Source organism: Salmonella sp. 32100201201700099SM (assembly GCF_017572645.1).
GTDB lineage: Bacteria > Pseudomonadota > Gammaproteobacteria > Enterobacterales > Enterobacteriaceae > Salmonella > Salmonella enterica.
Genome location: NZ_JAGERQ010000002.1, coordinates 260,861 through 278,249, shown reverse-complemented (window position 1 = coordinate 278,249; position 17,389 = coordinate 260,861). Strand labels below are relative to the sequence as shown.

General features: G+C 51.7%; 19 protein-coding genes and 1 pseudogene. 15 read left to right on the top strand and 5 right to left on the bottom strand.

Features of this window, described 5'->3' with window-relative positions:
• Window positions 1–87: 87 nt before the first annotated feature.
• Together holC and J4685_RS04710 are read left to right on the top strand one after the other, a co-directional pair.
• Window positions 88–531 carry a DNA polymerase III subunit chi gene (holC, locus tag J4685_RS04715; RefSeq protein ID WP_001523689.1) on the top strand — a complete coding sequence of 148 codons (444 nt, stop codon included), beginning with the start codon at window positions 88–90 and terminating at the stop codon, window positions 529–531.
• Entirely contained in the window at window positions 531–3,386 is a 2,856-nt protein-coding gene (locus J4685_RS04710) for a valine--tRNA ligase (protein WP_000416349.1), read from the top strand. The genes holC and J4685_RS04710 overlap by 1 nt, the downstream gene beginning before the upstream one ends.
• A gap of 141 nt (window positions 3,387–3,527) precedes the next feature.
• On the opposite strand, the gene J4685_RS04705 is transcribed toward J4685_RS04710, so the two are convergent.
• A complete protein-coding gene (locus J4685_RS04705) occupies window positions 3,528–4,715 on the bottom strand; it encodes a YjgN family protein (RefSeq protein WP_001066968.1) in 1,188 nt (395 codons plus the stop codon).
• A 194-nt stretch (window positions 4,716–4,909) separates the two neighbouring features.
• Between J4685_RS04705 and J4685_RS04700 the strand changes: the two genes are divergently transcribed.
• Together J4685_RS04700 and J4685_RS04695 are read left to right on the top strand one after the other, a co-directional pair.
• The gene (locus tag J4685_RS04700; protein WP_016505091.1) at window positions 4,910–5,413 is read left to right on the top strand and encodes a GNAT family N-acetyltransferase; all 504 of its coding nucleotides are present in this window, start codon (window positions 4,910–4,912) and stop codon (window positions 5,411–5,413) included.
• 106 nt (window positions 5,414–5,519) lie between these two features.
• Window positions 5,520–6,008, top strand: coding sequence for a DUF3617 domain-containing protein (locus J4685_RS04695; RefSeq protein WP_000826196.1), 489 nt, complete (start codon window positions 5,520–5,522; stop codon window positions 6,006–6,008).
• A 234-nt stretch (window positions 6,009–6,242) separates the two neighbouring features.
• On the opposite strand, the gene miaE is transcribed toward J4685_RS04695, so the two are convergent.
• Both miaE and rraB read right to left on the bottom strand, forming a co-directional pair.
• On the bottom strand, window positions 6,243–7,055 hold the full coding sequence (gene miaE / locus J4685_RS04690; protein ID WP_000218449.1) for a tRNA isopentenyl-2-thiomethyl-A-37 hydroxylase MiaE: 813 nt from the start codon (window positions 7,053–7,055) through the stop codon (window positions 6,243–6,245).
• Between the two features lie 11 nt (window positions 7,056–7,066).
• A complete protein-coding gene (gene rraB, locus J4685_RS04685; protein WP_000002940.1) occupies window positions 7,067–7,483 on the bottom strand; it encodes a ribonuclease E inhibitor RraB in 417 nt (138 codons plus the stop codon).
• A 16-nt stretch (window positions 7,484–7,499) separates the two neighbouring features.
• Here rraB and argL point away from each other — a divergent pair, with 16 nt between their 5' ends.
• Window positions 7,500–7,679: a putative translational regulatory protein ArgL gene (gene argL / locus J4685_RS22745; RefSeq protein WP_372784285.1), complete on the top strand. Its 180-nt coding sequence runs from the start codon at window positions 7,500–7,502 to the stop codon at window positions 7,677–7,679.
• Window positions 7,649–8,653 (top strand): ornithine carbamoyltransferase, encoded by a 1,005-nt coding sequence (gene argF / locus J4685_RS04680; RefSeq protein ID WP_000103041.1) that lies wholly within the window; start codon window positions 7,649–7,651, stop codon window positions 8,651–8,653. The genes argL and argF (J4685_RS04680) overlap by 31 nt, the downstream gene beginning before the upstream one ends.
• A 74-nt stretch (window positions 8,654–8,727) precedes the next feature.
• Here argF (J4685_RS04680) and J4685_RS04675 read toward each other — a convergent pair whose 3' ends face one another.
• Window positions 8,728–9,180, bottom strand: a complete 453-nt coding sequence (locus J4685_RS04675; protein ID WP_000583456.1) for a YhcH/YjgK/YiaL family protein — start codon at window positions 9,178–9,180, stop codon at window positions 8,728–8,730.
• 674 nt (window positions 9,181–9,854) lie between these two features.
• Between J4685_RS04675 and arcA the strand changes: the two genes are divergently transcribed.
• The 5 genes from arcA to J4685_RS04650 all read left to right on the top strand — a co-directional run bounded on the left by arcA (window position 9,855) and on the right by J4685_RS04650 (window position 15,265).
• Window positions 9,855–11,075: an arginine deiminase gene (gene arcA / locus J4685_RS04670; RefSeq protein WP_000410839.1), complete on the top strand. Its 1,221-nt coding sequence runs from the start codon at window positions 9,855–9,857 to the stop codon at window positions 11,073–11,075.
• 10 nt (window positions 11,076–11,085) lie between these two features.
• Window positions 11,086–12,018, top strand: a complete 933-nt coding sequence (gene arcC / locus J4685_RS04665; RefSeq protein WP_000428752.1) for a carbamate kinase — start codon at window positions 11,086–11,088, stop codon at window positions 12,016–12,018.
• A 111-nt stretch (window positions 12,019–12,129) separates the two neighbouring features.
• Window positions 12,130–13,134, top strand: coding sequence for an ornithine carbamoyltransferase (gene argF, locus J4685_RS04660; RefSeq protein ID WP_000237031.1), 1,005 nt, complete (start codon window positions 12,130–12,132; stop codon window positions 13,132–13,134).
• A 55-nt stretch (window positions 13,135–13,189) separates the two neighbouring features.
• On the top strand, window positions 13,190–14,590 hold the full coding sequence (locus J4685_RS04655) for a YfcC family protein (protein WP_000514427.1): 1,401 nt from the start codon (window positions 13,190–13,192) through the stop codon (window positions 14,588–14,590).
• A gap of 186 nt (window positions 14,591–14,776) precedes the next feature.
• Complete coding sequence (locus J4685_RS04650) at window positions 14,777–15,265, top strand: arginine repressor (RefSeq protein ID WP_000666051.1); 489 nt, start codon at window positions 14,777–14,779, stop codon at window positions 15,263–15,265.
• Here the strand turns inward: J4685_RS04650 and J4685_RS04645 are convergent.
• Window positions 15,235–15,376 (bottom strand): annotated as a pseudogene (locus J4685_RS04645) (hypothetical protein). The gene J4685_RS04650 and the pseudogene J4685_RS04645 sit on opposite strands and share 31 nt — an antisense overlap.
• Here J4685_RS04645 and pyrL point away from each other — a divergent pair.
• The 4 genes from pyrL (at window position 15,356) to ridA (ending at window position 17,365) form a co-directional block, all read left to right on the top strand.
• Window positions 15,356–15,457 (top strand): pyr operon leader peptide, encoded by a 102-nt coding sequence (gene pyrL, locus J4685_RS04640; protein ID WP_000249504.1) that lies wholly within the window; start codon window positions 15,356–15,358, stop codon window positions 15,455–15,457. The pseudogene J4685_RS04645 and the gene pyrL sit on opposite strands and share 21 nt — an antisense overlap.
• 35 nt (window positions 15,458–15,492) lie before the next feature.
• Window positions 15,493–16,428 carry an aspartate carbamoyltransferase gene (gene pyrB, locus J4685_RS04635; protein WP_000013055.1) on the top strand — a complete coding sequence of 312 codons (936 nt, stop codon included), beginning with the start codon at window positions 15,493–15,495 and terminating at the stop codon, window positions 16,426–16,428.
• A gap of 12 nt (window positions 16,429–16,440) precedes the next feature.
• Window positions 16,441–16,902 carry an aspartate carbamoyltransferase regulatory subunit gene (pyrI, locus tag J4685_RS04630; protein WP_000148563.1) on the top strand — a complete coding sequence of 154 codons (462 nt, stop codon included), beginning with the start codon at window positions 16,441–16,443 and terminating at the stop codon, window positions 16,900–16,902.
• A 76-nt stretch (window positions 16,903–16,978) separates the two neighbouring features.
• Window positions 16,979–17,365: a 2-iminobutanoate/2-iminopropanoate deaminase gene (ridA, locus tag J4685_RS04625; protein ID WP_000047544.1), complete on the top strand. Its 387-nt coding sequence runs from the start codon at window positions 16,979–16,981 to the stop codon at window positions 17,363–17,365.
• Window positions 17,366–17,389: the final 24 nt, after the last annotated feature.

Here is a 17,389-nt window from a genome sequence, read left to right as displayed (position 1 = left end):
GGCGTTTTGCCGGATGGCGCCACGCTTATCCGGCCTACGGGGTGCATCATGGCAACGCATTTAAATCCACCACAAGAAGCCTCATATATGAAGAATGCGACGTTCTATCTTCTGGACAATGACACCACCGTCAACGGTTTAAGCGCCGTTGAACAACTGGTGTGTGAAATTGCCGCAGAACGTTGGCGCGCTGGCAAGCGCGTGCTGATCGCCTGCGAAGATGAGAAGCAGGCCATTCGGCTGGATGAAGCGCTGTGGGCAAGACCGGCGGAAAGTTTTGTCCCGCACAATCTGGCAGGCGAAGGCCCACGCGGCGGCGCGCCGGTTGAAATCGCCTGGCCGCAAAAACGCAACAGCAGCCCGCGCGATATTTTAATCAGCCTGCGTACAAGCTTTGCAGATTTTGCCACCGCTTTCACAGAAGTGGTAGACTTCGTCCCTTACGAAGAAACTTTGAAACAACTGGCGCGCGAACGCTACAAAGCCTACCGCGTGGCTGGTTTTAACCTGAATACGGCAACCTGGAAATAATGGAAAAGACATATAACCCCCAAGATATCGAACAGCCGCTTTACGAGCACTGGGAAAAGCAGGGCTATTTCAAGCCTAACGGCGACGAAAGCAAAGAGTCCTTCTGCATCATGATCCCGCCGCCGAACGTCACCGGCAGTTTGCATATGGGACATGCTTTCCAGCAAACCATCATGGATACCATGATCCGTTACCAGCGTATGCAGGGTAAAAACACCCTGTGGCAGGTCGGCACCGACCACGCCGGGATCGCAACCCAGATGGTGGTTGAGCGCAAGATTGCCGCTGAAGAAGGTAAAACCCGTCACGACTACGGCCGCGATGCGTTTATCGACAAAATCTGGCAGTGGAAAGCGGAATCCGGCGGCACCATTACCCGTCAGATGCGCCGTCTCGGCAACTCCGTTGACTGGGAGCGCGAGCGCTTCACCATGGACGAAGGCCTTTCCAATGCCGTGAAAGAAGTCTTTGTCCGCCTGTACAAAGAAGACCTGATTTACCGTGGCAAACGCCTGGTGAACTGGGATCCGAAGCTGCGCACCGCCATCTCTGACCTGGAAGTGGAAAACCGCGAGTCCAAAGGCTCGATGTGGCACATCCGCTATCCGCTGGCCGACGGCGCGAAAACCGCAGACGGTAAAGATTACCTGGTCGTCGCCACCACCCGTCCGGAAACCGTACTGGGCGATACCGGCGTGGCCGTGAACCCGGAAGATCCGCGTTATAAGGATCTGATTGGCAAATTCGTTATTCTGCCGCTGGTTAACCGCCGCATTCCGATTGTGGGCGACGAACACGCCGATATGGAAAAAGGTACCGGCTGCGTGAAGATCACCCCGGCGCACGACTTTAACGACTATGAAGTCGGGAAACGTCACGCCCTGCCGATGATCAACATCCTGACCTTTGATGGCGACATTCGCGAAAGCGCGGAAGTGTTCGATACCAAAGGTGAAGAGTCTAACGTTTATTCCAGCGAGATTCCGGCTGAGTTCCAGAAGCTGGAACGCTTTGCTGCCCGTAAGGCCATCGTTGCTGCCGTTGACGCGCTGGGCCTGCTGGAAGAAATTAAACCGCACGATCTGACCGTCCCTTACGGCGACCGTGGCGGCGTAGTTATCGAACCGATGCTGACCGACCAGTGGTACGTCCGTGCAGACGTGCTGGCGAAACCGGCGGTGGAAGCGGTTGAAAACGGCGACATTCAGTTCGTGCCGAAGCAGTACGAAAACATGTACTTCTCCTGGATGCGCGATATTCAGGACTGGTGTATCTCTCGTCAGCTGTGGTGGGGTCACCGTATCCCGGCATGGTATGGCAACGACGGCAACGTCTACGTTGGCCGTACCGAAGACGAAGTGCGTCAGGAAAATAACCTCGGTGCCGACGTTCAGCTTCGTCAGGACGAAGACGTTCTTGATACCTGGTTCTCCTCCGCGCTGTGGACCTTCTCCACCCTCGGCTGGCCAGAAAACACCGACGCCCTGCGTCAGTTCCATCCCACCAGCGTGATGGTGTCCGGCTTCGATATCATCTTCTTCTGGATTGCCCGCATGATCATGATGACCATGCACTTCATCAAAGATGAAAACGGCAAGCCGCAGGTGCCGTTCCATACTGTCTACATGACCGGTCTGATTCGCGACGACGAAGGCCAGAAGATGTCCAAATCCAAGGGTAACGTTATCGACCCGCTGGATATGGTGGACGGCATCTCCCTGCCGGAACTGCTGGAGAAACGCACCGGCAACATGATGCAGCCGCAGATGGCGGAGAAAATCCGCAAGCGTACCGAGAAGCAGTTCCCGAACGGCATCGAGCCGCACGGCACCGACGCCCTGCGCTTTACCCTGGCGGCGCTAGCCTCGACCGGCCGCGACATCAACTGGGATATGAAGCGTCTGGAAGGCTACCGTAACTTCTGTAACAAGCTGTGGAACGCCAGCCGCTTTGTGCTGATGAACACTGAAGAGCAGGATTGCGGCTTCAACGGCGGCGAAATGACCCTGTCGCTGGCGGACCGCTGGATCCTGGCGGAATTCAACCAGACCGTTAAAGCCTACCGCGAAGCACTGGATAACTTCCGCTTCGATATCGCCGCAGGCATCCTGTACGAGTTCACCTGGAACCAGTTCTGCGACTGGTATCTGGAGCTGACCAAACCGGTAATGACCGGGGGTTCCGAGTCTGAACTGCGTGGCACCCGCCATACGCTGGTCACCGTGCTGGAAGGTTTGCTGCGTCTGGCGCACCCGATCATTCCGTTCATCACCGAAACCATCTGGCAGCGCGTGAAGGTTATCTGTGGCATTACCGCCGATACCATTATGCTGCAGCCGTTCCCGGAATATAACGCCGCGCAGGTGGATGAAGCCGCGTTGGCCGATACCGAGTGGCTGAAGCAGGCGATCGTTGCCGTACGTAACATTCGTGCGGAAATGAACATCGCCCCGGGCAAACCGCTGGAACTGCTGCTGCGCGGCTGTAGTGAAGAAGCCGTTCGTCGTGTTAACGACAACCGTAGCTTCCTGCTGAACCTGGCGCGTCTGGAAAGCATCACCGTGCTGCCAGCCGATGACAAAGGTCCGGTTTCCGTGACCAAAATCATCGACGGTGCCGAACTGCTGATCCCGATGGCGGGTCTCATCAACAAAGAAGATGAGCTGGCGCGTCTGGCGAAAGAAGTGGCGAAAATCGAAGGCGAGATTGCCCGTATCGAAGGCAAACTGTCCAACGAAGGTTTCGTTGCCCGCGCGCCGGAAGCGGTGATCGCCAAAGAGCGTGAGAAGCTGGACGGTTATGCAGAAGCCAAAGCGAAGCTGATTGAGCAGCAGGCGGTTATTAGCGCGCTGTAATCTGAAAGCCTGATGGCGCTTCGCTTACCAGGCCTACACGTTCGCTTATTGACATGGCGCGATCGGTAGGCCGGATAAGGCATTCACGCCGCCATCCGACAACATGAATTATGGGCCGACGTAAACGTCGGCCTTTTTACATCAGATAAACGGGAAGTAAGGCATGATGCCACGAGAAATCCACATTAGCGGGCTGTTTTCCAGCGGCTTCTCATCATTGGTTAACTCAAGCGAATCCAGATCGCCCTGGACCTGTGTATTCTGCGCCAGCCAGCTCACCAGCCAAATTTTCAACCACGGATAAGCCAGCCCTAAGGTCACGCCGGAAATCACAAACACCACCAGTAACCGCCACAGCATACCGTGTGCAGTGACAGAGGAATGAAAACGAATCGAATCGTTCGCCAGTGACAAATTGTTTAAAAACAGGTTGCGTAACGCCACATATAAGTAACTGGTTACCACAATAATCGCGAGAAAATAGAGGAAATAACATGCCATTATCTGGCCATAATATTGCAGAATAAGCGCCCCTCCTGCCTGCGCATTCCCCATCATACTCAAAAGAATCATGTCGGTGAACACCGGCGCGATTAGATAACCAATCACGACAGCAAAAGGGAAAAGGGTCAACATTGCCAACACGCACCCTCTGATGCACGTTTTAACATTAACCTGAATCGAGAAACGATGAATGCCAAAGTTTGCGCCATTGCCAAACAAGGTCATCCATTTGCTGTAGGTAATACCGTTAATGACCCCTATCCCAATAATAGCCAGCAAACCGAGAAAAACGATATTGAACACTAAACCGCCGACGGCGATGGTTACCAGTGAGATAATGTAAAGAACAATATAAAGCGCCACCATCAGGAGTACCGGGAGAGCGAACATGTACCACCATGCGCGCCGCATGGAACACTGGAATCCAAAATGTACGCCATTAAGCGAAGTCATCATCGCCTGATACTGTAATCCTTTCACCGCCATAAAAGGAATAATCGCAATTAATAAGCCGAATAGCGTAAAACCGAGACCGGGATGACCGTGTTCAATAAGAGAGAGGCTAACAATATAAATAATAAAAACTAACAACACACTAATAAATAATGCGCCGCCCGTGGCTTTGTAAGCAAAAGGCTGATTGTTTAGCGTCATATTAGTATAAATATAACGTCGACATTTCACCATCGCCCACGGCGCATAGATTCCAAACGTGATACACGTCAACAAGAAATTCACAAGGCAAATAACAAAATACTTTCCGCCCTTGCCTGTAAACACCAACGTGTGATTATGGTTATCTTTACTACTGATAACGTTATTCATGAATCATATCCCTGAATTACAATCTATTAGAATTAATAATAAAAACCAGTAAATCGTTACTGATTTGACTACGATACTATTTTTGTTTAATTTTTCCGCCTTTTATTTTGTCTGATTCAGGATCTCCTTGCGCGTGACTCAAGACGGTGGTATTAAAGTAATCTATAAATAAATTTTAAAAATTGAGCCATATTATGAATAATGTCGCCTCGCCAACGCTCACGGTGCGCCGAATCACTACCGCCGACAATGCCGCTATTGCCCGTGTCATCCGTCAGGTTTCAGCGGAATACGGACTTACCGCCGATAAAGGTTATACCGTTGCCGACCCCAATCTGGATGAACTGTATCAGGTTTATAGCCAAGCGGGCGCGGCCTACTGGGTGGTAGAGCAAAACGGTTGTGTGGTGGGCGGCGGCGGCGTGGCGCCGTTATCCTGTAGCGAACCAGACATTTGTGAACTGCAAAAAATGTATTTTTTACCGGTGATTCGTGGCCAGGGGCTGGCGAAAAAGCTGGCGCTGATGGCGCTGGATCATGCCCGTGAACAGGGTTTTAAACGCTGCTATCTGGAAACAACGGCTTTTTTACGCGAGGCGATTGCGCTATACGAACGTTTAGGATTTGAACATATTAGCGAACCGCTCGGCTGCACCGGACATGTCGATTGCGAAGTGAGGATGTTAAAGGATCTCTGAAAACCAGGCGTTTATTTATCCTCGCCAGGTATTATTTTTGCTGATATAAGTAATCCCGGAAACATCCTGTTATCCGGGAATCATTTATTATTCAAGGAAGTTATAAATGAAACGCCTATTATCAGCAATTGTTTTCCCCGCTATGTTTATTAGTATCTCTAATGTATATGCATTAGATATACAGCCCGGCGAATGGAAAATGGAAAATATAGAAATGCGCACCATCAATCCAGATACAAAAGAAGTATTAATGGATGAAAAAAATTCGGGCATAGCGACGCTTATGTGTTATACCCCTAAAATGTCTGAAGTTTCTAAAAAAATGGTGAAGGGGTTTTCTACCAGTGCAGGCGGTTGCACGACAACATTTGTAGAAAGTACGGATACCAAACTGATCAATGAGACTGTCTGTAATAATCCTGATGTCAAATCGCACTCTATTGTAGAAACGACGAAAATAAGCGATACAGAATTTGCGATGACCATGAAATCGGATGTCGATGCAGGAGGTAATAAAACAACCTCCATCAACAAAATTAAACAAACCTTTGTTGGCAAGACCTGCTCTGAAGCGTCAAAAGGCGTGAAACAGTAACTATTTCAACACAAGAACCCGTAGTGATGATGCAATAATGGCATTGTTCACGGTCACCTTTCGGGAATATAACACTGAGTGAGTTCTTTTTGCCTGCCGCAGGGCAGGCTTTACTCAGGACAGAATATCATGAAAATGACCTTTCCTGCTCGCCAGCAGCTTGATGCCGGGCGGAATGACCACGCAGGTGGCGATAGCGTAAAAGATAAAAACGCTAATCTTTAATTTTACCCTTTATCCGGCGGCTGGCACGCCGCTATGAAAACGAAACTCGCGGTCTGGCGACAAGATAAGGTCAGCTTCCACCTCGCCAAAATAGCGCACGCGCGCAGAAATGTCCTCGGCGGAAATCTGCTGCGCCAGCGCCAGGTAATCCTGATAATGCCGCGCTTCGGAGCGCAGAAGCGAGAGATAAAACGTCTGTAAATCCTCATCCAGCCTGGGCGCCAGAGCGGCAAAACGTTCGCAGGAGCGGGCTTCGATATACGCCCCGCAAATCAGCTTATCAATTAAGGTGAGCGGTTCGTGCGTGCGTACCGCTTTCAACATTCCTTTCGCGTAGCGGCTGGCGGTGATTTTCACATAAGGAATGTTTCTGGCCTGCATGACCTCGCGTACCTGCCAAAAATGGTGCAACTCCTCTTTAATCAATAACACCATACGGTCAATAAGCTGACGTCCCCAGGGGTCATCAGTTTGCGGCATGGCGCTTTTGCTAATCTGTCTATGCAGGGCAACAAAATCCGGCTCCGGCCCCTGACGAAACGCGAACGCCTCGTAAGGTTGCAGCCAGGCGAGCAGCGCGTCGGCGCCCGATTTATCGGCGACATATTTACGCACTAACAGCAACGCGGTTTGCGCAGCCTTCAGTTCGCAGATCAGGTGATCGGTAAGCAGAAGAGGAAGATTTTGCGGATCGCGGGCCTGGACAATCCACGCCTGCGGCGTCGGGCAATGCAGGAAATTAAGCACCGGAGAGAGTATTTGCGGGTAATTCATACGTAACCTGTTAAAAAAATACGACAGCAGACGCTGCCGTACCGTCATACTATACAGCTTTAGTGACGCACGCCGTCGTCATCTTCATCGACATAATCGTCGTCATCACCCTCTTCGCCATTAGGGTCTTCGAAATAGGTTCCCCAGCCGTCGTATTCAACATCATATTTTTCCGCCAGGTTCATCAGTTGCTCAACCTGAGCGTCGATGAGTTCGGCGTTCAACGCGCACTCGCTGAGGATGTCGCAACAAATAACCGTATCGCCCTCTTCCACTTCCAGCTCTTCCGGCTCCGTCACTTCATAGCCGAGTTTAAAGGCTTCTACCGCGGCTTTTTCCAACGTTTCGAAATCGTCAGCGGAAAGGTGATGCTCGATAGTGTACAGCGCATCCGGATCGCTGCCATCCTCAAGTAACTCTTCAATAATTAACCGAGTTTCTTCACGCTGCTCTTCCAGTAATTCCGGGTTTGCCATAGCTCGTTCCTCATAGATGTCCTGCCGATACTCTTATTGTCACATACCGCCGACGTTGCCTCCACCTTATCGAGAAAAGTTTTATCAAACAGGGTTGCAAATGAATAATCATCCATATAAAGTGAATTTTAATTCAATGAGAAGCCTAAGCCATGTGAGGGAAGTATGTCTACGTTTTACCAAAAACCTTTTTTAAAGTTACTTGATTTCACCGCCAGTGAACTCACTGCTCTGTTGCAGCTTGCCGCCAAACTGAAAGCCGATAAGAAAAACGGTAAAGAAGAACAAAAGCTGGTGGGTAAGAATATTGCGCTCATCTTCGAAAAAGACTCGACCCGGACACGATGCTCTTTCGAAGTTGCCGCATACGATCAGGGGGCGCGCGTGACGTACCTGGGTTCCAGCGGGAGCCAGATCGGCCATAAAGAGTCCATCAAAGATACTGCCCGCGTCCTGGGCCGGATGTTTGACGGTATTCAGTATCGAGGATATGGCCAGGAGATCGTCGAAACGCTGGCTGAATATTCCGGTGTGCCGGTATGGAACGGTTTAACCGATGAGTATCACCCAACGCAATTACTGGCGGATCTGCTCACCATGCAGGAACATCTGCCGGGTAAAGCCTTTAACGAGATGACGTTGGTCTATGCCGGAGACGCGCGTAATAACATGGGTAACTCCATGCTGGAAGCCGCCGCGTTAACAGGATTGGATCTCCGTCTGGTCGCGCCAAAAGCCTGCTGGCCGCAAGCCGCGTTAGTGGCGGAGTGCAGCGCCATGGCGAAAAAGAACGGCGGCGCCATCACCCTGACCGAAGATATCGCCTCGGGCGTAAAAGGCGCGGATTTTATCTATACCGATGTTTGGGTCTCTATGGGCGAACCTAAAGAGAAATGGGCGGAGCGTATTGCCCTGCTGCGTGATTATCAGGTCAACAGCCAGATGATGGCCTTAACCGGCAATCCGCAGGTTAAGTTCCTGCATTGTCTGCCTGCGTTCCATGATGACGAAACCACGCTCGGCAAAAAAATGGCCGAAGAGTACGGTTTACATGGCGGGATGGAAGTGACCGACGAGGTTTTTGAGTCTGCGGCCAGCATTGTCTTTGATGAAGCGGAAAACCGAATGCATACCATCAAAGCGGTAATGGTAGCGACGCTGTCTAAATAATGTCGTTATGATGCCGGATGGCGGTTGGCCTACAAAATCGCAACGTGCAGGCGCCGCCATCCGGCATAAAAACATTACGCTATCAGCATTTTCACAACCGCTTTACGTACCCGCGCCGGTTCTCCCACCGCACACAGGGGCTTATGCACTTCGCCGGGATAAAACACCACAAAGTCACTTTCGTTCAGGACGACGGTTTTCTCGTCGACGCTCGTCGGTAAAAATGCAATGTCTTTATCCGCCAGCCAGTCCGTGTGCGGCGTTCCCGCAGGCCGGGTACTGAATGCCATCCCTTCCTGACCTTGTAGCACAATCTGAATATCAAGATAACGGGCGTGATACTCTGCGCTGCGCGATTCGCCCGGCTCCGTCATATTTTCAGAAATCATATAAAACAGCCTGTCGCCGTCAATGTCATACTTACCTGGCGCGGTCGTTGCCGTGACATGCGCGTTGACGTGCTCAATCGCCTGCCGTAACGCCGTCGGCAGCCAGGCCTCCAGATGTTCAATATTGCCAATAATCATCGCACCCCCTTAGTTAAAACAGCGTTTTATATTTCTCTTTATACGAGAAAAATGGCTGCCATACTACCCTTACTCTCATCGATTTTGCGCCAGCGCATGTTTATAGCCAGCGGTGTTTATATATTGTTAATAGTTCACCCAACTTTATGCAGCTCCTATGCATAAACCCCAGCGGCGCCAAATTGCCATCACTAACAACGCTTTGATATTAAAGGCGTTAACATAAAAACGTTTTAGCGATCACAATTCGCTCTCCCTGCATAAATGACTTCTATATCCATAGTTATTTTTAAATTATTTAAATATTCCCGATAATAAAATCCCCCTCACGCATAGTTATGCAATTCTTAAAAATAATCACTTTATTTTCAATGAGTTAAGATTTATATATCATTCAATATAACAAACAAATAATTAACAATAAAAAATAACAAACCATATAGCTGCATAGTAATTCATTTAACTCTTTATTGTTTTTACAATTTATTTGACCCGGCTCATATATTAAGTAAGAAAAATAGCACTCCTTAATTGATGTGAATCTCATCACATTAACAACCCAAATAAAATTCAATCATTGCTCCCGAATTTAACTGAAACGCCGCGACTGCAAGCACGCTAAATATTTGCAGCCACTCCTTCTTTATTCTTGAAATTATGTAAAAGGTATAATGATGGAAAAGCATTTTGTCGGTTCTGAAATCGGTCAATTACGCAGCGTAATGTTGCATCGTCCCAATCTCAGCCTAAAAAGACTTACCCCTTCAAATTGTCAGGAATTACTTTTTGACGATGTATTATCCGTAGAGCGCGCTGGCGAAGAGCATGACATTTTTGCCAACACGCTGCGCCAGCAAGGGATAGAAGTGTTGCTGTTAACCGACCTGCTCACCCAAACGCTGGATGTGGCTGACGCTAAAGCCTGGCTACTGGATACGCAAATTTCCGATTATCGCCTTGGGCCCACCTTTGCCGCAGATATTCGCGCCTGGCTGGCGGATATGCCGCACCGTGAACTGGCTCGCCATTTAAGCGGCGGTTTAACTTACGGCGAAATCCCCGCCTCCATAAAAAATATGGTGGTCGATACTCACGATATTAATGACTTTATTATGAAGCCATTACCGAATCACCTATTTACCCGTGACACGTCCTGCTGGATATATAACGGCGTCTCAATTAACCCCATGGCGAAACCTGCACGCCAACGTGAAACGAATAATTTACGTGCTATTTATCGCTGGCATCCACAATTCGCAGACGGTGATTTCATTAAATATTTCGGCGACGAGGACATTAATTACGACCACGCCACTTTAGAGGGCGGCGATGTGCTGGTGATTGGCCGCGGCGCGGTGTTGATCGGTATGTCTGAACGTACTACGCCGCAGGGTGTCGAGTTCCTGGCGCAGGCATTGTTTAAACATCGTCAGGCGGAACGCGTCATTGCCGTTGAACTGCCAAAACATCGCTCCTGCATGCACCTTGACACCGTCATGACCCACATTGATATCGACACCTTCTCCGTCTATCCGGAAGTCGTTCGCCCGGACGTTCAGTGCTGGACGCTGACGCCAGACGGACGCGGCGGTCTGAAACGAACCCAGGAGAGCACGCTGGTTCATGCTCTTGAAACAGCGCTTGGCATCGATCAGGTGCGCTTAATCACCACTGGCGGCGACGCATTTGAAGCTGAGCGCGAACAGTGGAATGACGCCAATAACGTGCTCACCCTACGTCCCGGCGTGGTGGTGGGCTATGAGCGCAACATCTGGACCAACGAAAAATACGACAAAGCCGGCATTACCGTCCTTCCCATTCCCGGCGATGAACTGGGTCGCGGGCGCGGAGGCGCACGCTGCATGAGCTGTCCACTGGAACGCGATGGTATTTAAAGGAGACGTTATGGAAAACAAACGCACACTGGTCGTCGCGCTGGGCGGCAATGCGCTGCTCAAACGCGGCGAACCGCTGGAGGCTGATATTCAGCGTAAAAATATCGAACTGGCGGCCAGAACCATCGCCCAGCTTACGCGGCAATGGCGCGTGGTGTTAGTGCACGGCAACGGCCCACAGGTAGGACTGCTGGCGCTACAAAATAGCGCCTACGCTAACGTTACACCCTACCCGCTCGATATTCTCGGTGCGGAAAGCCAGGGCATGATTGGCTACATGCTGCAACAGGCGCTGAAGAATCATCTGCCGGAGCGTGAAATCAGCGTCCTGCTCACCCAGGTCGAAGTCGATGCCAACGACCCGGCATTCCTCAATCCAACCAAATATATCGGCCCCATTTACGACGAAGCGCAAGCCCGTGCGTTACAGGCAGAAAAGGGCTGGGTATTCAAAGCCGACGGTAACGCCTTCCGCCGCGTTGTGCCCTCCCCGCAGCCGAAACGCATTGTGGAAAACGATGCCATCCGCGCGCTGATTAGCCGCGATCACCTGGTTATCTGTAACGGCGGCGGCGGCGTGCCGGTCGTGGAAAAAGCCGATGTCTACCACGGTATCGAGGCGGTGATCGACAAAGATCTGTCCGCCGCCCTGCTTGCCAGCCAAATTCACGCCGACGCGCTGCTCATTCTGACCGATGCCGACGCGGTGTATCTCGACTGGGGCAAGCCCACCCAACGCCCGCTGGCGCAGGTTACGCCGGAGCTGCTTCGTGAAATGCAGTTCGACGCCGGTTCGATGGGCCCGAAAGTGACCGCCTGCGCTGAGTTTGTCAGCCATTGCCGCGGCATTGCCGGAATCGGCTCGCTGGCGGATGGGCAAGCCATTCTCGCGGGCGAGAAAGGTACTTTGATTCGGTGTGAAACCGCCGACGTTGACGCATAAGGCTTTTTACCGGATGGCGGCTTCCGCCTTATTCGGCCTACAGAGCGCGCATAACCGTGGGCCGGATAAGCGCAGCGCCATCAGGCAATTCATTTTAACAAGGATATTGTAATGGTTATTTCACTGAAAAATCGTAACTTTTTGAAGCTGCTTGACTACACCCCGGCGGAAATCCAACACCTCATCGATCTGGCTATTGAGCTGAAAGCCGCAAAAAAAGCCGGATGCGAAAAGCAAACACTGATCGGCAAAAACATCGCGCTGATTTTTGAAAAAACCTCTACCCGCACCCGATGCGCGTTTGAAGTCGCCGCTTTCGACCAGGGCGCGCAGGTGACTTATCTCGGCCCAAGCGGCTCGCAGATCGGCCATAAAGAGTCCATGAAAGATACTGCTCGCGTCCTGGGGCGGATGTATGACGGCATCGAATATCGCGGTTTTGGTCAACACATTGTGGAAGAGCTGGGGGAATACGCGGGCGTTCCCGTCTGGAACGGCCTGACCGATGAATTTCACCCCACACAGATCCTGGCCGATCTAATGACCATGCTGGAACATGCGCCGGGTAAAACGCTGCCGGAACTGAGCTTCGCCTACCTGGGCGACGCGCGCAACAACATGGGCAACTCGCTGATGGTGGGCGCGGCGAAGATGGGCATGGATATCCGCCTGATAGCGCCAAAGTCCTTCTGGCCTGATGCCGCGCTGGTCGCACAGTGCCGGGAAATCGCCAGCGTTACCGGCGCTCGTATCACCTTAACGGAGAGCGTTGAAGATGGCGTTCACGGTGTGGATTTCCTCTATACCGACGTCTGGGTCTCGATGGGAGAGCCCAAAGAAGCCTGGGCGGAGCGCGTCAGTCTGATGACGCCATATCAGGTCAACCAGCAGGTGGTAAACGCTACCGGTAATCCTGATGTGAAGTTTATGCACTGCCTACCCGCCTTCCATAACGAGCACACCAAAGTAGGACGCGAAATCGAAATGGCTTACGGCCTGAAAGGACTGGAGGTCACGGAAGAGGTGTTCGAGTCCGCAGGCTCGATAGTCTTCGATGAAGCGGAAAACCGGATGCACACCATCAAAGCGGTCATGGTGGCGACGCTCGGCGACTAATCCCACAGGATATGCGCCCTTGCGGCGCATATCCGTGATATCAGGAGAGAACATCATGGGTAAATTTAAATTTCCCACCGCTTATACCATCCTGTTTATTCTTATTGCCCTGGTCGCAGTGATGACCTGGATTGTGCCGGCGGGAAAATACCAAATGGCGATGAACGCCACGCTGGGAAAAGAGGTGCCGGTGGCGGGAACGTATGCTCCCGTGGACGCGCATCCGCAAGGGATTACCGCTGTTTTACTGGCGCCGATTGACGGCCTCTATAATCACGAAACCTACACCGCCGGCGCCATTGACGTCGCGCTGTTTGTCTTGATTATCGGCGGCTTTCTGGGGGTGGTGAATAAAACGGGGGCGATTGATGCCGGTATTGAACGGGTAACGATCAAACTCAACGGCAAAGATGAGTGGATGATCCCCATTCTGATGGCGCTGTTCGCCGCAGGCGGCACTATCTATGGCATGGCGGAGGAGTCGTTGCCCTTCTACACGCTGCTGGTGCCGGTCATGATGGCGGCCCGCTTCGATCCGTTAGTGGCGGCGGCAACCGTACTGCTCGGCGCAGGGATAGGCACGCTCGGTTCGACCATTAACCCTTTCGCCACGGTCATTGCCGCCAACGCCGCCGGCATCCCTTTTACTCAGGGAATGCTGATGCGAGTACTGCTGTTAATTGTCGGCTACGTACTGTGCGTGTTTTGGGTAATGCGCTATGCGCGCAAAGTCCGCGCCCATCCTGAGCTTTCTATCGTGGCGGATAAAATGGAGGAAAATCGCGCTCATTTCTCGGCAATCGCGAATACACTGCTGGAGTTTACGGCTACCCGGAAATGGGTGCTGCTGATCTTCGCCGCCTCTTTCGCGGTGATGATTTACGGCGTGGCGGTTCTCGGCTGGTGGATGGCGGAAATCTCCGGCGTCTTTCTGGCGGCGGCGATTATCGTTGGCGTGATAACGCGGATGGGCGAGGAAGCGTTCACCAGTACCTTTATTGACGGCGCGCGGGATTTACTCGGCGTGGCGCTAATTATTGGTATCGCGCGCGGCATTGTGGTGGTCATGGATAACGGTATGATTACCCACACCATTTTGCACAGCGCGGAAAGTCTGGTTTCCGGCCTCTCTACCACTATTTTCATAAACGTAACCTACTGGCTGGAAGTATTGCTTTCCTTCCTGGTGCCCTCCTCTTCCGGTCTTGCCGTATTGACGATGCCCATTATGGCGCCGTTAGCGGATTTTGCCCACGTACAGCGGGATTTGGTCGTAACCGCCTACCAGTCGGCCTCCGGGATTGTGAACCTGGTCACGCCCACCTCCGCCGTGGTCATGGGCGGTCTGGCGATCGCGCGGGTTCCCTATGTTCGCTATCTGAAATGGGTCGCGCCGCTGTTACTGATCCTGACATTGCTGAATATGGCGGTACTGAGCATCGGAGCGATGATGTAACGAGCCAGATGGCGACGCGTCTTATCCGACAGGACTGATAAGCACAGCGCCATCAGGCACGCCGTCACCTTTTTTGATCGGCTTCTCATTTTCCTGCAAAACCGCCCGATTGATCCGCAATCAATGTGACAAATGTGATGAATTTCGCCAGTCCGTTGATATTAATAATAAAGATAAGGTGCATTTATGAAGGAATACGATGATTACTCCGCCAAAGAACAACAGCAACTGGCGGTTTGTCAGCGCCTGATTAGTGAAAAAAGTTACCTGTCCCAGGAGGAGATTCGCCGCGATTTACAAAATGAGGGATTTGAAGGTATCAGTCAGTCTACGGTTTCGCGCCTGCTCAAACTGCTGGGCGCAATAAAAATCAGAAATACGAAGGGACAAAAGATTTATTCCGTAAATCCCCAGCGGCGTCCTTCGCCGGATGCCGGACGTTCAATAGCCGAAATGGTCGTTAGCGTTGAACATAATAGCGAATTTATCCTTATCCATACGGCGGCAGGTTATGGTCGCGCCGTCGCGAGAATTCTGGATTACCACGCATTGCCGGAAATTCTCGGCGTCGTTGCCGGTAGCAGTATTGTCTGGGTCGCACCGCGGGTCGTTCAGCGCACGGCGCTGGTACACAAACAAATTAATTATTTGCTTAAAATGAATTTAAATTCATAAGAACCGTTTGCGACAAGTAAATCATGCATTAATTCGCTTGATCCCAAAACAGAGCTGAGTATAATCGCGGACAATTTGCCGGGAGGAAGCATGGTTCAGTGTGTACGACATTCTGTCTTACCGCGTCTGAAAAAAGACGCAGGCCTGCCGTTTTTCTTTCCGTTGAAAACCAATACCAAGCCCCTCAATTGAGGGGCTTTTTTTTGCCCAGGCGTCAGGAGATAAACATGGCTAACCCGCTATATCAAAAACATATCATTTCCATAAACGACCTCAGCCGCGACGATCTTAATCTGGTACTGGCGACGGCGGCGAAATTAAAAGCCAACCCGCAGCCGGAGCTTTTGAAACATAAAGTGATCGCCAGCTGCTTTTTCGAAGCCTCCACGCGTACCCGCCTGTCGTTTGAAACTTCAATGCATCGCCTGGGTGCCAGCGTAGTGGGCTTCTCCGACAGCGCCAACACGTCGCTGGGGAAAAAAGGAGAAACGTTAGCCGACACGATCTCAGTGATTAGCACTTACGTGGACGCGATTGTGATGCGCCATCCGCAAGAAGGCGCGGCACGTCTGGCGACGGAGTTTTCCGGTCAGGTGCCGGTGCTCAATGCGGGCGACGGTTCGAATCAGCATCCGACGCAAACCCTGTTGGATCTGTTCACCATCCAGGAAACGCAGGGCCGTCTGGATAACCTGCATATCGCGATGGTCGGCGATCTGAAATATGGCCGCACCGTGCATTCGCTAACCCAGGCGCTGGCGAAATTTAGCGGCAACCGTTTTTATTTTATCGCGCCGGACGCGCTGGCGATGCCGCAGTACATTCTGGATATGCTGGATGAAAAAGGGATGGCCTGGAGCCTGCATGGTTCTATTGAAGAGGTCATGGCCGACGTCGACATCCTCTATATGACTCGCGTACAGAAAGAGCGTCTCGACCCGTCGGAGTACGCCAATGTGAAGGCGCAGTTTGTTCTGCGCGCCAGCGACCTGAACGGCGCGCGTGAAAATATGAAAGTACTGCACCCGCTGCCGCGGATTGATGAAATCACCACGGATGTGGATAAAACGCCACACGCCTGGTACTTCCAACAGGCGGGCAACGGTATTTTCGCTCGCCAGGCGTTACTGGCATTGGTACTGAATAGCGAACTGAGTCTGTAAGGGAGAAAAGCGATGACACACGATAACAAACTGCAGGTTGAAGCCATTAAATGCGGCACCGTGATTGACCATATCCCTGCGCAGGTAGGCTTTAAACTGCTGAGTCTGTTTAAATTGACCGAGACCGATCAGCGAATCACTATCGGTCTGAATCTCCCGTCTGGCGAGATGGGGCGTAAAGACTTAATCAAAATAGAAAACACCTTCCTCACCGATGAGCAGATTAACCAACTTGCTCTGTACGCGCCGCAGGCCACCGTTAACCGCATCGACAACTACGACGTAGTCGGGAAATCACGCCCCAGCCTGCCAGAGCGTATTAATAATGTGCTGGTTTGCCCGAACAGCAACTGCATCAGCCACGCGGAACCGGTATCCTCCAGCTTTGCAGTGAAAAAACGCGCCAATGATATCGCCCTCAAATGCAAATACTGTGAAAAAGAGTTTTCGCATTATGTGGTGCTGGCCAACTAATTTGGGTTGGTTATGAGATCCCGACTCCCTATAATGAGCGGGGACATTCTATTACCGCTGTAATTCAGGAGAAATCATGAGCAAAACTATTGCGACGGAAAATGCACCAGCAGCAATCGGCCCATACGTACAGGGCGTTGACCTGGGTAGCATGGTAATCACTTCCGGTCAGATCCCGGTCGATCCGAAAACCGGTGCCGTAGCGGAAGACGTATCCGCTCAGGCACGTCAGTCGCTGGAAAACGTTAAAGCTATCGTGGAAGCCGCTGGCCTGAAAGTAGGCGACATTGTGAAAACGACCGTATTCGTGAAAGACCTGAACGATTTCGCGACCGTCAACGCCACCTACGAAGCCTTCTTCACCGAGCACAACGCCACCTTCCCGGCGCGTTCCTGCGTGGAAGTTGCCCGTCTGCCGAAAGACGTGAAAATTGAGATTGAAGCGATCGCTGTTCGTCGCTAAGCGCCGGACGTTATCCCCGCCGGG

Bases quoted from the DNA above. Each gene is read 5' to 3' on its own strand.
- arcC (WP_000428752.1), top strand. From the start codon at position 11,086: ATGGAAAACAAACGCACACTGGTCGTCGCGCTGGGCGGCAATGCGCTG.
- pyrL (WP_000249504.1), top strand. From the start codon at position 15,356: ATGGTTCAGTGTGTACGACATTCTGTCTTACCGCGTCTGAAAAAAGAC.
- ridA (WP_000047544.1), top strand. From the start codon at position 16,979: ATGAGCAAAACTATTGCGACGGAAAATGCACCAGCAGCAATCGGCCCA.
- holC (WP_001523689.1), top strand. From the start codon at position 88: ATGAAGAATGCGACGTTCTATCTTCTGGACAATGACACCACCGTCAAC.
- miaE (WP_000218449.1), bottom strand. From the start codon at position 7,055: ATGACGGTACGGCAGCGTCTGCTGTCGTATTTTTTTAACAGGTTACGT.
- J4685_RS04710 (WP_000416349.1), top strand. From the start codon at position 531: ATGGAAAAGACATATAACCCCCAAGATATCGAACAGCCGCTTTACGAG.
- pyrB (WP_000013055.1), top strand. From the start codon at position 15,493: ATGGCTAACCCGCTATATCAAAAACATATCATTTCCATAAACGACCTC.
- rraB (WP_000002940.1), bottom strand. From the start codon at position 7,483: ATGGCAAACCCGGAATTACTGGAAGAGCAGCGTGAAGAAACTCGGTTA.
- arcA (WP_000410839.1), top strand. From the start codon at position 9,855: ATGGAAAAGCATTTTGTCGGTTCTGAAATCGGTCAATTACGCAGCGTA.
- J4685_RS04700 (WP_016505091.1), top strand. From the start codon at position 4,910: ATGAATAATGTCGCCTCGCCAACGCTCACGGTGCGCCGAATCACTACC.
- J4685_RS04650 (WP_000666051.1), top strand. From the start codon at position 14,777: ATGAAGGAATACGATGATTACTCCGCCAAAGAACAACAGCAACTGGCG.
- pyrI (WP_000148563.1), top strand. From the start codon at position 16,441: ATGACACACGATAACAAACTGCAGGTTGAAGCCATTAAATGCGGCACC.
- J4685_RS04695 (WP_000826196.1), top strand. From the start codon at position 5,520: ATGAAACGCCTATTATCAGCAATTGTTTTCCCCGCTATGTTTATTAGT.
- argF (WP_000237031.1), top strand. From the start codon at position 12,130: ATGGTTATTTCACTGAAAAATCGTAACTTTTTGAAGCTGCTTGACTAC.
- J4685_RS04675 (WP_000583456.1), bottom strand. From the start codon at position 9,180: ATGATTATTGGCAATATTGAACATCTGGAGGCCTGGCTGCCGACGGCG.
- J4685_RS04705 (WP_001066968.1), bottom strand. From the start codon at position 4,715: ATGAATAACGTTATCAGTAGTAAAGATAACCATAATCACACGTTGGTG.
- J4685_RS04655 (WP_000514427.1), top strand. From the start codon at position 13,190: ATGGGTAAATTTAAATTTCCCACCGCTTATACCATCCTGTTTATTCTT.
- argF (WP_000103041.1), top strand. From the start codon at position 7,649: ATGTCTACGTTTTACCAAAAACCTTTTTTAAAGTTACTTGATTTCACC.
- argL (WP_372784285.1), top strand. From the start codon at position 7,500: ATGTCCTGCCGATACTCTTATTGTCACATACCGCCGACGTTGCCTCCA.